This is a genomic window from Salinispora fenicalii (assembly GCF_000514815.1).
GTDB classification, from domain to species: Bacteria; Actinomycetota; Actinomycetes; order Mycobacteriales; family Micromonosporaceae; genus Micromonospora; species Micromonospora fenicalii.
Genome location: NZ_AZWQ01000010.1, coordinates 239,527 through 252,903, shown reverse-complemented (window position 1 = coordinate 252,903; position 13,377 = coordinate 239,527). Strand labels below are relative to the sequence as shown.

Genomic DNA, 13,377 nt, shown 5'->3' with positions numbered 1-13,377 from the left:
AACAACCGCACCATTCACGACCGGGCCCGCGACCAAGCTGCGAGGTGCACCTCGGCGCTGGATTGCCAGGTGAACTCCTTGGCCCGGTCGAAACCGGCCTGGGCCAGCGCCAGCCGGCGGTGCTCGTCGTCGAGCAACGCGACCAAGTCGGCGGCGATCTGATCCGGCGCCTCGCTGGTGTACGCGACCGCCTCGCCGCCCACCTCGGGCAAGGAGAGCCGGGGCGTCGTCAGCACCGGGGCGGCACAGGCCATCGCCTCCAGGATCGGCAGGCCGAACCCCTCGCCATAGGACGGGTAGGCGGAGACCAAAGCCCCACCGAGGAAGCCCGGCAGGTCGGCGTAGCGCAGGTAGCCGGGGCGGAGCAGGCGCAGATGCGACGGCACCTCGGCGACCGCACGATCGATCTCGTCGTCGTGCCCCTGCCCCCCGGCGACCACCAGGGCTGGCGGCTGGTGCCGATCCGCCACGGCCCGGGCCCAACCCCGAATCAGGTTGGGAACATTCTTGCGGGGCTCCTTAGCGCCGAGGAACGCGATGTAGCTCTGGCTGCCGAGCCCCAGCCGGGCCCGGACCCGGGCCTTCTCCTCGTCGCTCGGGGCGTGGAACGCGGCGTGATCAACGCCGTGGTACGCGACATCGATCCGGGTCGGGTCGGCGTCCAGCAGCCGAATCAGCTCGTCCCGGGTGGCTTTGCTGGGCACGATCACCCGGTCAGCGCGGCGCAGCGACGTCCGGATCGCGCTGCGGAAGAAGGTACGGCGGGACTTGTCGTAGTGCTCCGGCTCGGTGAAGAAGGTGGCGTCGTGCACGGTCACGGTGACCGGACAGCCCGCCCGCAACGGGCAGGTGTAGAAGGGCGAATGCAACACGTGGGCGCCGACCTGCTGGGCGAGCAGCGGCAGGCCAGTCTGCTCCCAGGCCAGCCGAGCGGGCCGGTGCGCCACCGCGGCCGGAGCGGGGATGATCTCCGCACCGGGCAGCATCCGGGTATAGCGCTCAAGATCCGTCCGAAGGCTTACCACGACCAGGTCGACGCTGGTGCCGCAGACCTTCCCGAGCGCGCCGAGCAGGCCATCAACGTATCTACCGACGCCGCCACGATCGGCGGGAACACTCGTGGCGTCAATGAGCACACGGGGCGGGCTGCCGGCGGTCAAGGGGCGACTCCTTGCACTCGGGGGTGTGGGGTACAACACTTTCGCCGTAAGCCTACGCCGCACCCCCGCCCGGGCGGTGACTGCGACCCGGCGCCGAGCCAAGTCGTCGTCCCGGCTCTGGGCGGCGGGAGCGTATCGTTCGCGCTGATGGCCGACAACCTTGCCCGGGTCCTCGCCGACGCGATCGCGCCCGACCCGACCCGACCGCTGCTCACCTGGTACGACGACGCCACCGGCGAACGCACCGAACTTTCCGGCGCGACCTGCGCGAACTGGGTGGCCAAGACCGCCAACCTGCTGGTTGACGGGGTGGGCCTCGCGCCCGGCGATACCGCCGGGGTGCTCCTGCCCCCGCACTGGCAGACCGCCGCCGTACTGCTCGGATGCTGGTCGGCTGGCCTCACGGTGGCTGACCCGCCAGACGATGTGGACGTTCTCTTCGTCGCCACCGGCCGGCTGGCCGAGGCGGAGGGCGCCAGCGCCGGGGACCGCTACCTGCTCGCGCTGGACCCGTTCGCCCGGCCGCTGCGGGAGGTGCCACCGGGGTACGCCGATTTCGCGTCCGAGGTACGGACGCACGGCGATCACTTCGGAGCGCCGGCGCCCGGCGGGCCGGCTCAGGCAGAGCTGGCCGCCCGGGCAGCGGCGCGCGCCGCGGACCTCGGGCTCACCCCCGGTGTGCGGGTCCTGATTGACGTTGACCGCTACCCGGACCCGGTCGACTGGCTCCTGGCCCCGCTGACCGCGAACGCCTCCACGGTCCTGGTCGCGCACCCCGACGCCAGTCGGCTCGGCGCCCGTGCCGTCGCCGAACGGACCACCCTCACCCTGCCCTGAGATCCCTGGTCGGGGCAGTCATCGGGCTCGCCCGCCGGCGGTGTCGTCGTGGGTGGCTCGGCGCTGGGCCAGACCGGCGAAGGCGGTCAGCGACTCCGGGTTGGCCAGCGCGCCCCGGGCTGCCGCCGAGTCAACCGGGGTACCGGTCAGGATCTTCTTGACCGGTACCTCCAGCTTCTTCGCCGACAGGGTCCGTGGAACGGCCCCGACCGGATGGATCTCGTCGGGCACGTGCCGGGGCGACAAGGCCGTACGCAGTTCGCGGCAGATCCGCGTCCGCAGCTCGTCATCCCACTCCACGCCTCCGGCGAGCACCACGAACAGAAGCAGCTCACCAGCACCGCCCTCGGCGTCCTCCAGGTGCACGACGAGCGAGTCAACGACCTCGTCCAGCCCTTCCACGACCGAATAGAACTCGGCGGTGCCGAGCCGGACCCCACCCCGGTTCAACGTCGCGTCCGAGCGGCCGGTGATGACGCAGCCACCCCGCGAGTTGATCGTGATCCAGTCACCGTGCCGCCAGACGCCGGGGTAGCGGTCGAAGTACGCCTCCCGGTACCGGCTGCCGTCGGCGTCACCCCAGAACCCGACCGGCATGCTCGGCATCGGCTCAGTGATCACCAGCTCACCCAGCGCACCGATGACCGGGGTACCGTCACCGGAGCGGGCCTCCACCTTCGCCCCGAGCGCCCGGCAGGCGATCTCGCCCGCGTGCACGGGCAGCAGCGGAGTTCCACCGACGAAGCCGGTGCAGACATCGGTTCCGCCGGAGAGCGACTGGAGTTGGAGGGCGCTGCCGACGTTCCGGTAGACCCAGTGGAAGCCCTCGGCGGGCAGCGGCGCTCCGGTGGAGCCGACGCCCCGCAGGGTGGACAGGTCGGCGAACTGGGTTGGGACCAGCCCCGCTTTGCGGCAGGCCAGCAGGAACGGCGCCGAGGTGCCGAGGTAGGTGGTGCCGGTACGCTCCGCCAGCCGCCACAGGGTGCCCAGATCGGGATGGCCCGGGTCGCCGTCGAAGAGCACGATCGCCGCCCCCACGGCCGGCCCGGAGACGAGGAAGTTCCACATCATCCAGCCGGTCGTGGTGAACCAGAAGAACCGGTCCGCCGGGCCCAGGTCGTGGTGCAGCGCAAGCATCTTCAGGTGCTCGAGCAGGATGCCGCCGTGGCCGTGCACGATCGGCTTGGGCAGGCCCGTCGTGCCGGAGGAGTAGAGCACGTAGAGCGGGTGATCGAAGGGCACCGGGGTGAAGGTGAGCGGCTCGTCGGTGGCCGCGGCGAGCTCGGCCCAGGCGATCGTGTCCGCCGGCGGAAGACCGGCCGGATCGAGGTACGCGATGCTGACGGTGTGCGACAGCGACGGCAGGGCAGCCCGGATCGCGGCCACCTCGACTCGCCGGTCAACCGGCTTCTGGCCATAGCGGTAGCCGTCAACGGCGACCATAACCTTCGGCTCGATCTGCTGCCAGCGGTCGGTCACGCTCCGGGTACCGAACTCGGGCGCGCAGGAGGAGAAGATCGCGCCGAGGCTGGCGGTGGCCAACAACAGCACATACGTCTCGGGAATGTTCGGCGCGTACGCGGCCACCCGATCGCCCGCGCCGACACCGAGCCGGCGTAGTCCGGCGGCAACCCGGCGGACCTGCTCCCGCAGCTCAGCGGCGGAGAGGGTGACCGGTGGCCGGGTCTGCCCGTGGGCGATCACCACCGGGTCGGCGTCGCCCCGGCCCGGCATCCGCAGCACGTTCTCCGCGTAGTTCAAGGTGGCGCCGGGGAACCAGCGGGCTCCGGGCATGGTCCGCTCGGCGAGCGTGGCCGTGGCCGGGGCGTGCGACACGACCTCGAAGTGGTCCCAGATCGACTGCCAGAAGGCGGGCAGGTCGGTGACCGACCAGCGCCACAGTTCGTCGTAGTCGGCGAAGTCAAGCCCCCGGTTTGTACGCAGCCAACGCAGGTAGGTTCCGATCCGGGACCGCTCACGCACGTCCGCTGGCGGCGTCCACAGCACCTCACCCATCGCTCCACCCTCCCTCGGCCCGGCACAACGCTGTACGGCCGTGGCGCCATCTTGCCCTACCTCGAGGCGTCGTCGCCCGCACCCGGTCCCGAGCGATCCGGCGCCTCGCTGCCCCGCCGACGATTTCGACTGATGCGGACCGGCGACGACTCAGCCGCCCCGGTGCGCCTGGATCGCGCGACGGCGGGCGAGTCGGTGCGCCCGCCGGATCTCCGCCTCCCGGAAGCGTCGCTGGTCCGCGACGGTCTCCGGGGATACCGGTGGGACCGGCCGCGGGCTACCGCCGACGTCAACGCCGACGAAGACGAGGTACGCGGTGGCGACCCGTACCGGCTCCCCCTCGGCCGAGTCCCACCGTTCGGCGGTGACCCGCACCCCGACCTCCATCGAGGTTTGCCCGGCCCAGTTGACCTGGGCGTAGGCGTGCACCAGGTCCCCGACCCGGACCGCCTCGGAGAAGACGATCTCGTCGATCGCCGCGGTCACCGCCGTCCCGCCGCTGTGCCGGGCGGCGGCGGCCCCGGCGACGTCGTCCACGAACTTCATCAGCACCCCGCCGTGCACGGTGCCGTAGAGGTTCACATCGACAGCGGTCATGATTCGACTCAGCGTGACCCGGGAGTATGCGGTCGGTCGACCCGGTGCGGTGGTAGCGGGGTACTCGGTCATATCGGAGACGGTACGGTGCGCGGATGCGACATCTATGGAGCTTCCTCGCGGGTCTTGTGGTGGCACCTGTCACGTGGATCCTGGTCACTCTCGGTCAGGATGGATCGACGCGCACCGTCAACCGCTGGGTGGAGATCGATCAGTTCAACTCGGCTAACTTGATTGAGCCCGCGGTCTGGCTGTTCGTCGGCGGTGTCCTGCTCGGACTCCTCGGCACACTGCGCGTCTCGCCGATCGGCCCGATCGTCGCCGGGCTGCTGCTCGCCGTCCCGTACCTGGGGTTGGCCATCAGTCCATTCGCTGTCCGCGACCGCATCCCGGCGGACTGGACGGTCCTCGGCGACCCGCTACCGCTGCATCTCCCGCTGGAGAACGGGACGCTCTTCCTGATCGGTCTCCTGCTGCTGGTCGCCGGCTTCAGCGGTCAACGCTGGCGGCGGTGGCCCACGACCAAGGCGGAACCAGAGGCGGCGGAGAACCCGGAGCCGTCGGACACCCTGCTCGACGACTGGCCGCCCGCACCGGAACGGGACAGCACCGAGCCGGTCCTGGGCGAGCCGAAATCCGACCCCACCCTGGGCAACCCGAAGTCCGACCCGACCGAAGCGCTACCCCAGCAGACCGGCGGCGCGACCCCCTGGTCCACTCCGCCGCGGGGCAACCACCGGCAGACGACCACGACCGGGCCGCGCTGACCAACCAACCGAGCCCACGTCCTGCCTGCTCCCGGCAGGCCGGCAACCGGCCCGCCGGGGGTGTGGGCCGCCGGGGGTTAGCCCTTCAACAGCTGTCGCGCCATGACGATGCGCTGCACCTGGTTCGTACCTTCGTAAATCTGGGTGATCTTCGCGTCTCGCATCATTCGCTCGACCGGGTAGTCCCGGGTGTAGCCGTAACCGCCGAGCAGCTGCACGGCGTCAGTGGTGATCTCCATGGCGGCGTCGGAGGCGAAGCACTTTGCCGCCGCGCCGAAGTAGGTCAGGTCCGCGTCCCCCCGCTCGGACCGGCCCGCCGCGGCGTAGGTCAGCTGCCGCGCCGCCTCCAGCTTCATGCCCATGTCCGCGAGCATGAACTGGATGCCCTGAAAGTCGGAGACCGGCTTGCCGAACTGCCGACGCTCCTGCACGTACCCCTTGGCGTAGTCGAGCGCCCCCTGCGCGATGCCCACCGCCTGCGCGGCGATGGTGACCCGGGTGTGGTCCAGGGTCTGCATGGCGGTGGCGAAGCCGGTGCCCTCCGCACCGATCATGCGGTCGGCGGGGATGCGGACGCCGTCCAGGTAGACCTCACGGGTCGGCGAGCCCTTGATCCCCAGCTTCTTCTCCGGTGCGCCGAAACTCACCCCCGGGTCGGACTTCTCGACCACGAAGGCCGAGATGCCCCGGCTCCGGGCGGTCGGGTCGGTCACGGCGAAGACCGTGTAGAACTCGGACACCCCGGCGTTGGTGATCCACCGCTTGACGCCGTTGAGCACCCAGTCATCGCCCTCCCGGACGGCCCGAGTGGTCATCGCGGCGGCGTCGCTGCCCGCCTCCGGCTCGGACAGGCAGTACGAGAACATCGCATCGCCGGCCGCCACCTGGGTCAGGTACTTCCGCCGCAGCTCCGCGGAGCCGGCCAGGATCAGCGGCATGGTGCCCAGCTTGTTGACCGCCGGAATCAGCGAGGAGGCGGCACAGGCCCGCGCCACCTCCTCGATCACGATGGCTGTGGCGAGGGCGTCCGCACCGGCGCCGCCGTACTCGACGGGGATGTGCGGGGCATGAAAGTCAGCCGCTCGCAACGCGTCGAAGGACGCCTTCGGAAACTCACCGGTCTCGTCCGCCTCCGCGGCGCGCGGTGCCACCTTCGCCGCACAGACCTCCCGGACCGCCTCCCGGACCGCCTGCTGCTCATCCGTCAATCGGTAGCCGTCGAATGCCTGCTCTGCGGCCATGTCGGCCCCTCCTCTTCACCGCTATCATGCGCAGTCTGTAGCGTCATCTGACCGCGGACCGCGCAGACTGAGGATAGCGAAGCGGGCTCGGGCGATGTTACCGCCGCGTAGGCCAAGATGTGCCGCACCGACCGGCCCGCGCGGGTGCATGGTCAACAACCGAACAACCCACCTTCGGTGCCCTGGCAGGCGCCGCGGTCGGCAGCGACGCCACGAGCGGCGCCAGTGCGAGCGGAGAAGACAGGCGTGACGATCCCGTACCCGAACACCCAGCCAGTACCACCGATCGGGGCGGTGACCCCGCCCTCCGGCGCCCCTCGCCCCCGGGTGACCTTCCTCGGCACCGGCTATCTCGGCGCGACCTACGCGATCTGCTACGCCGAGCTGGGCTACGAGGTGCTCGGCTTCGACGTGGACGCCGACAAGATCGCCATGCTCAACGCGGGTGAGGTGCCGATCCACGAGCCCGGCCTGGACGAGCTACTCAAGCGCAACCTCGCCGCCGGGCGGCTACGTTTCAGCACCGACATGGCCGAGGTCGCCGAGTTCGGGGACGTGCACTTCATCTGCGTCGGCACCCCGCAGCAGGCCGATGCGCTGGGGGCGGACCTGTCGTACGTCGAGGCGGCCGTCACCAGCCTGGCGCAGCAGCTAACCCGCCGGGCGCTGATCGTCGGCAAGTCCACGGTGCCGGTCGGCACCGCGGAGTGGGTCGAGCGGCTGGTGAGCAAACACACACCCGCGGATCTCGGCATTGAAGTTGCCTGGAGCCCCGAGTTCCTCCAGGAGGGCTTCGCCGTTGACGACGTGCTCCGCCCGAACCGGATCGTGGTCGGCGTCAAGAGCGAATGGGCCAACGGGATGCTCTACGCCGCGCACAAGGGCGTCTTCGACCTGGCCGCCACGGAGGACCGCGAGGTGCCGATGGTGGTCACCGACTTCGCCACCGCGGAGCTGGTGAAGGTCGCCGCGAATGCTTTCCTGGCGACCAAGATTTCGTTCATCAACGCCATGGCGGAGGTCTGCGAGGCCGCTGGCGGCGACGTCACCCACCTGGCCCGGGCGGTCGGCTTCGACCCCCGAATCGGCAACCGGTTCCTCCAGGCCGGCCTCGGCTTCGGTGGGGCCTGCCTACCCAAGGACATCCGCGCTTTCCAGGCCCGGGCCCAGGAACTGGGCGCCGGCGAGGCGCTGCGCTTCCTGCACGAAGTCGACCTGATCAACCTGCGCCGCCGGACCCGAGTGGTCCAACTCGCCGCCGACCTCCTCGACCGACGCACCGGCCCGGCCGGCCCCGATCTCTCCGGCACCCGAATCGGCGTGCTTGGTGCGACCTTCAAGCCCAACACCGACGACGTCCGCGACGCTCCGGCGCTCGCCGTGGCATCGCTGCTCCACAAGGCCGGCGCTGACGTGCACGTCTACGACCCAGCGGGGATGGAGCGCGCCCGCGCCGTGGCACCCGAGCTGACTTACGAGCCGGGCATCAACGAGGCGGTGGCGGGCGCCGACCTGATCTGTGTCCTGACCGAGTGGGCTGACTTCCGCAACGCCGACCCGGTCGCGCTCGGCGCCCTGGTCGCCGGCCGCCGGGTGGTTGACGGCCGCAACTGCCTCGACTCCACACTGTGGACTCAGGCTGGTTGGGAGTACCGCGGCATGGGCCGCCCATGACCCGTCACCGGCTGCGCTCCACGGAGTAGGGCGCCACGCCCCGGACCCGCCGACAACTGTCGAAATCCACGCCAGCATTGGGCATGCTGCGACAGTAAGGTCCACAGTGCGGCTGGAGGGGTGTCGTGGTGAGCTTTCAGTGCTCCTCGTGCGGCCGGGAGTTGAAGCCCGCCGCCCGCTGCCCGCACTGCGGCGCACAACAGCCGCAGCGGCTCGAGCACCTGGCGGAGATCGAGCGATCGATCGCGGAAATGAAGGCGCGGGACGCCGAGATCGCCGGCGAACAGCGGAAGATCGCCGCCAAGATGCAGGCTGCGCTCTTCCAGCGGGACATCCTCGCGCATGCCGGTGAGGAGGAGGTCAAACAGGCCGCCCGCCCCCGGCGCGTGCTGCGTCGCCGGCCAGACCGGCGGCCACCGACCGCTCCCCCCGGACCCCCGCCCCGAGTACCCAGGCAGGGCACCTCGTCCGGGCCGAAGGAGCCGCCGCCCCCGACCGCCGTCTGGCTCGACGCCGACAACCCCGAGCATCCGCCGGAGGCCTCCAGCCGCGAGGTACAGAACATTCCCCTCGGGCTCGGCGCGCTACTACTCGGCGTCGCCGCGGTGGTCTTCGCCGCGGTCGCCACCAGCTCCCTGGACGCCCTCGCCCGGCTGGGCGTGCTCTGCCTCGCGACGGTCCTGATGCTGCTCGCCCCGCCGGTGCTGGCCCGACGCGGCCTCACCTCCACCGCCGAGACCATCTCCGCCGTCGGCCTCCTCCTGGTGCCGCTGGCCGGGTACGCGCTCTGGTCCGTCGCCAACGTTGGCGGCGCGTCCAGGACGGTGTTCGCCGGAGCCGTCTTCGCGGTCACCGCCGGGATTGCCCTGGCGTACGGCGGCTGGACCGGACTCCGCGCACCACGATTCGCAACGGTGCTGGCCCTCCAGCCGATCCTGCCGCTGCTCGCCGGTGACCGGATCAGCGCTCCGGCGGGCTGGGCCGCGGTGCTGGCCCTCGTGGCCATCCTGAACTTCTCGCTGGCCGGCTCCGCCGTCACCAGGGCCCGACCGGTCCGCCGGGACCTGCCCGAAGCACCCCCGACCACGGCTGGAAGCCCAGCCGGTCCGGAACGGCCCCGGGACACCCCCGTCGCCCCGCGCCAGCGTTCGGGGCCGGGCCGACGAACCGACAGCAGGGCAGCGACCGACGAGGTGCTCGGTGGGGACGGCTCCGCCGTCCGCCCAGTGCCCGGGCTCCGTGAATTGATCTTCGTCCTCTACAGCGCCGCCGCACTGGCTGCCCTCGGCTACGCCAGCACCGCGCTGCTGCGGGGGACCACCGTGCCGGCGACGGTCGGGGCGGGAGCCGCCCTCCTCCTCGCCGCTACCGTGGCCGGCGCGGGGATGCTGGCGACCCGCCGCGCACCACTGCCCGACATCGGCACCGGCCTCCTCACGCTCGCCGTGATCGGCGCGTCGAGCCGGCTCGCCTGGGTGGCGGCACCCGACCAGGCACTACTTCTGATCACCGCCGTCATCGCGCTCACCGGGCTGGTCGTACGCGCGGTGCCGGCTGTCCTGCGGCGCGGCCCGCAGTTCGCCTCCGCCATCGCGTTGACCATCAGCGGCGTCGTCGTCGCCACCGGCGCCCTGCGAGCCGGAGTGGCCCCGGTCCGAGCTGCCCTCCCGGCGTGGGCCGCTGACCTCGACCGCTACCCAGCCCAGCTCACCGCGGTGGGCATCCCCACCGCCAGCCAGCTCGCCGCCAGCGCGTTGCTGCTGACCGTCGCTGCCGTGGTCGCCCTGCCACCGGGTATCCGCCGGGAGTTCGCGGTGGTGGGCGCCGCGCTGACCGCGCTCGCTGTCCCCGCATCGTTCGAGCTCGGCTGGGCTGCCGCGCCGTGGCCGATGGTGGTGGCGGCGGTCGGGATCGGGGTGGCCGGGTTGTCGGCGCGGACCGAACGTGCGGCGCGGGCGCACGCCGTAACCGCCGCCGGGGTGGGGCTCTTCGGTGCCGGGGCCGGGCTGGCCCGGCCCTCGTTGACCGCCGCCGTCCTGTTCATCCTCTTTGCGGCGGGCGTGTTGGTGGCGGCGGCACCCCGGCTCCGGGCCGCCTCCGCTGGAGCGGACCTCCTCTCCGGCTGGGCCGCGGGCGGGGCGGCCTTCGCCCTTCCCGGCGCGGTGGCGGCGGCCGTCGCCGCCGGTCCGGTGGCCTCCTCCACCGCGCCGCGGGAGGTGACCGTCGCGCTGCTGGCGGCGAGCTTCCTCGCGGTCTGCGTCACGCTCGGATACGCCGCCCTCGTGCAGATTTCGCACCGGCATCTCCCGATGCCGCTGGCAACGGGTACGGTCCTGGGCGCCCTGGTCGTCGCCGCGGCCTCGTTCGGGGCGCCCGCCACCACCGCCGCGGACGCCTGGGTCGGCGCGCTGCTGATGGTCGCCGCAGTTCTCCTCTTCTTCGCGCCCTCCTTCGACGCCCGTCGCCGCTCCGATCTTCTCCTGGACGGCTCCGACCTGGCCGGCGCCGCGGTGACCGCCGCGTTGGTCGCCACCCTGGTGCGGATCGCCGCTGTCCTTGCGCCGGGCGCGCAGCTAGCGGTCGCGGCCGGGCTGCTGCTGGTGGTGGCTGTGGCTGCCCGCGCACTTCCGCAGCAGTGGCGGCGAGGTCCAGTCCTCGGCCTGGCCCTGGGGGGCGGGCTGGTGGGGCTGCTGGCCGGGGGGATGGCGCTCCGCGGGGGCGTCGGCGTCCTCCTCACCTCCGGCCCGATCTGGGCCGGCGACCTAAGCACGTGGCCGGCCGCCCCGATCGGCGGCTCGACCTGGCAAGCCCCGGTCGCGCTGGCACTGCTGGCGATCGCCGCCGCGGTCCTGTTGCCACCGCCCTGGCAGCACGATGTCTCCGGCGCGGCCGTGGTCCTGGCCGCCATCGGTGCACCAGCCGCGTTCGCGCTGCCCTGGTGGTCGCCGGTGCTGGTGGGTTCGCTGATGGCAGCCGGGTACGGCCTGGCGTCAGTGGCGTCGGTGGAGGCCCGAGCCGCGTTCTCCCGGGCCGTCGTGGCCGGCGTATTGGCGCTGCATGTCGCCGGCGCCGGGCTGGTCCGACCGTGGACAACGGCACTGGCCCTCGGCGGCATCGCGCTGATTGGTGTCGCCGTGGCGACCTTCGCGCGTGCCCTCTCCCCGCCACTGGGTACCGATGTGGACGCCGAGGGGCCGCCGCCCCACCCGGCGCAGATCGGTGGTGCCGCGACCGGGGCCACGCTCTTCGCCCTACCCGGTGCGGTGGCTGCCCTGGCCGCCGAGTTCGGACACTCACCGCAGGTGGTGCTGATTGCCGCCCTGGCCACCTCTGGCCTCAGTCTGGCCGCCGTGCTGGCCTCCCGACGCCGGATTCCGCAGTACCTGCCCTGGGCCAGCGCCGCGCTGGTCGGCGGCGCCACGGTGAGTGCCCTCGCCGCCATCCTCGCCGGCCTGCAGGTCGGGGTGTACGCCGCCGCGGCCGCCCTGATCGGGGTCCTCGCCGAGCTGAGCCGCGGCGCCACCGAGCCGCCGGTCGGGCTCGCGGCACCGACTCGCCGGTGGCGGGTATCCCTCGGGGGTGCTCTGGGCCGCTCCGCGGGGCCGGGTACCCGCCGATGGCGGGTAGACCCGGCTGCCGGGGCGCTCGCCGCGGCGGCCCTGCCCACGGCGCTGGCCCTGACCTCGCTCGCGCCGGCGCTGCACATGGCGCTGGTCGAGCCGCACCGAACCCTCGGCGGCACCTGGCAGGGCCCGCCGCCGGAGCTACTTGTGCCCGTACCCGCGGCGGCGGACCCGACGCACGTACTCACCGCGCTGCTGCTGACCGCCGCCGCCACGCTGGCTGCTGCCGGTTTCAGTGGCGGTCGGCGCAGTCGGGCGGTGCCGGTCATCCTGCCGGGCGCGGCGGTGACCCTACTCATCACGCCCGTGGCGCTGAATCTCGCCTGGCCGGCGAGCACGCTCGCCGGGCTCACCGTTTTCACCCTGGCCATGCTTGGGCTGGCGCTCACTCCGCCGCCCGCCCTGGCGGAGCGAGCCCGCTCGCTCCGGCTGGCCCGGATGCTCGTCTTCGGCATCGGCCTCACCGCCGGCAGCGCGGGGCTGGCCGGCAGCCTGGCCACAGAGAACCTGACCCTGGTCACGCTCGGTGGCGCGGTGGGCGTGGGCACGGTGGCTGCGCTCTTCGGTGCCACCGGGCACGCCCGCATCCTCGGCTGGCTGTTCGCCGCCCTGATGGCGCAGCTCTTCGTGCTCACCACCGGCCTGGTCGCCGGGCTGAGCGCGAGCTGGTCGGCGTTCGGCGTCCTCGCCGTCGGGGCGGCCCTCCAGGTCTTCGCGGCCACCCTGCCACGCCTGCGTCGTCCGGAGGCGGGGTGGGAGGCGGCCACGGTGGAATGGAGCGGTTTCGCCGCCGCGCTGATCGCCTTGGCGCTGGCCTACGACTCACCCCGGCACATCGCGGCCCTGCTCGCCGCCGGGGGCGCCATCCTCGGAGTGGCGGCAGCCCGACCCGGCCGCAGCGACATCGAGCGGCGGATCCTCTTCTGGGGGGTGGTGGTCTGCGAGGTCACTGCGTGGTGGATTCTCATGTGGGTGGCGGACGTGGCCCTGCCTGAGGCCTACACCCTGCCGTTCGCTGCGTTGGCCCTGCTCGTCGGCGTGCTGGAGCTGCGTCGGCGCTCCGAAATCAGCAGCTGGGTGGCGTATGGACCGGCCCTGGTGACCGCCTTCGCTCCGACCCTGGCGATCGTGCTGGTCACCGAGACCACCATGCTGCGTCAGGTGCTGCTGCTCCTCGGGGCGGTGGCGGTGCTGGTCTTCGGCTCGCTGCGGCAGCAGCAGGCACCGGTGATTGTGGGGGCCACGGCCACCGCAATCACGGCGATCTACGCGCTGTTTAGTCTCGGGCCGTGGCTGCTGCTGATCCCTGCCGGTCTTCTCCTGCTGGTCCTTGGGGCCAGCAACGAGCGGCGCCGTCGGGCCCAGGAACGCCTCCAGACCGCCCTCCGCGGCATGCGCTAGCCCGGCGGCGGCGCGGCCCGGCAGGGCTCAGCTCAGCCCGGCGGTGGCGCGGCTCAGCTCA

General features: G+C 72.3%; 8 protein-coding genes. 4 read left to right on the top strand and 4 right to left on the bottom strand.

Going from position 1 to position 13,377, the window contains the following annotated elements; genetic code table 11:
- Positions 1 to 14: 14 nt before the first annotated feature.
- On the bottom strand, positions 15 to 1,160 hold the full coding sequence (locus tag B116_RS0104250) for a glycosyltransferase family 4 protein (protein ID WP_026321501.1): 1,146 nt from the start codon (positions 1,158 to 1,160) through the stop codon (positions 15 to 17).
- A gap of 147 nt (positions 1,161 to 1,307) precedes the next feature.
- On the opposite strand from B116_RS0104250, the gene B116_RS0104245 reads away from it, so the two are divergent.
- Positions 1,308 to 1,997 carry a TIGR03089 family protein gene (locus B116_RS0104245; protein ID WP_018721112.1) on the top strand — a complete coding sequence of 230 codons (690 nt, stop codon included), beginning with the start codon at positions 1,308 to 1,310 and terminating at the stop codon, positions 1,995 to 1,997.
- An 18-nt stretch (positions 1,998 to 2,015) separates the two neighbouring features.
- Here the strand turns inward: B116_RS0104245 and B116_RS0104240 are convergent, their stop codons facing one another.
- A complete protein-coding gene (locus tag B116_RS0104240; protein ID WP_027659301.1) occupies positions 2,016 to 4,013 on the bottom strand; it encodes an acetoacetate--CoA ligase in 1,998 nt (665 codons plus the stop codon).
- Positions 4,014 to 4,163: 150 nt separating this feature from the next.
- A complete protein-coding gene (locus B116_RS0104235; protein WP_018721114.1) occupies positions 4,164 to 4,682 on the bottom strand; it encodes an acyl-CoA thioesterase in 519 nt (172 codons plus the stop codon).
- A 56-nt stretch (positions 4,683 to 4,738) separates the two neighbouring features.
- Here B116_RS0104235 and B116_RS0104230 point away from each other — a divergent pair, with 56 nt between their 5' ends.
- Positions 4,739 to 5,377: a hypothetical protein gene (locus tag B116_RS0104230; RefSeq protein ID WP_027659300.1), complete on the top strand. Its 639-nt coding sequence runs from the start codon at positions 4,739 to 4,741 to the stop codon at positions 5,375 to 5,377.
- A gap of 77 nt (positions 5,378 to 5,454) precedes the next feature.
- On the opposite strand, the gene B116_RS0104225 is transcribed toward B116_RS0104230, so the two are convergent.
- The gene (locus tag B116_RS0104225; RefSeq protein WP_027659299.1) at positions 5,455 to 6,618 is read right to left on the bottom strand and encodes an acyl-CoA dehydrogenase family protein; all 1,164 of its coding nucleotides are present in this window, start codon (positions 6,616 to 6,618) and stop codon (positions 5,455 to 5,457) included.
- Between the two features lie 246 nt (positions 6,619 to 6,864).
- Here B116_RS0104225 and B116_RS0104220 point away from each other — a divergent pair, with 246 nt between their 5' ends.
- Together B116_RS0104220 and B116_RS0104215 are read left to right on the top strand one after the other, a co-directional pair.
- Positions 6,865 to 8,292, top strand: a complete 1,428-nt coding sequence (locus B116_RS0104220; RefSeq protein ID WP_018721117.1) for a UDP-glucose dehydrogenase family protein — start codon at positions 6,865 to 6,867, stop codon at positions 8,290 to 8,292.
- Between the two features lie 125 nt (positions 8,293 to 8,417).
- Positions 8,418 to 13,316 (top strand): SCO7613 C-terminal domain-containing membrane protein, encoded by a 4,899-nt coding sequence (locus B116_RS0104215; RefSeq protein WP_027659298.1) that lies wholly within the window; start codon positions 8,418 to 8,420, stop codon positions 13,314 to 13,316.
- Positions 13,317 to 13,377: the final 61 nt, after the last annotated feature.

Coding starts and splice junctions, on each gene's coding strand:
- B116_RS0104235 (WP_018721114.1), bottom strand. CDS start 4,682: ATGACCGAGTACCCCGCTACCACCGCACCGGGTCGACCGACCGCATAC.
- B116_RS0104240 (WP_027659301.1), bottom strand. CDS start 4,013: ATGGGTGAGGTGCTGTGGACGCCGCCAGCGGACGTGCGTGAGCGGTCC.
- B116_RS0104245 (WP_018721112.1), top strand. CDS start 1,308: ATGGCCGACAACCTTGCCCGGGTCCTCGCCGACGCGATCGCGCCCGAC.
- B116_RS0104225 (WP_027659299.1), bottom strand. CDS start 6,618: ATGGCCGCAGAGCAGGCATTCGACGGCTACCGATTGACGGATGAGCAG.